This window comes from Cobetia sp. SIMBA_158, assembly GCF_046566945.1.
GTDB lineage: Bacteria > Pseudomonadota > Gammaproteobacteria > Pseudomonadales > Halomonadaceae > Cobetia > Cobetia amphilecti.
Genome location: NZ_JAWJYL010000227.1, coordinates 1 through 283, shown reverse-complemented (window position 1 = coordinate 283; position 283 = coordinate 1). Strand labels below are relative to the sequence as shown.

General features: G+C 38.5%; 1 protein-coding gene. It reads left to right on the top strand.

All coding sequences use genetic code 11. The annotated features are described in order from the left end of the window. Window positions 1-283 (top strand): hypothetical protein (locus tag R2R70_RS19750; protein WP_410978860.1); only part of this gene is annotated, 283 nt, incomplete at both ends.

The window sequence follows — 283 nt, the reverse complement described above, 5'->3', positions numbered from 1 at the left end:
GAGTTTGGTACCAATAAGTATTCGTTTGAAATATGGAGTACCAAGAACTTAAGTGACACCACTAACTATAAAAAAAATCAGCCTTTGTTTACGCATCCACTATTAAGTCAGTTTGATACCTTATCAGCGCTTAACAACACCATGAACCAAGGTTTAAAAATAGCGTTGGTACAAGAAGCTGCACGCTGGGTAAAATCAGCCATTGTTAAGCGTAAGCAAGAGCAAAGTGTGATCACCCCCGACGACTTACTCACTAATTTATACACTGCACTTAATAATGAGC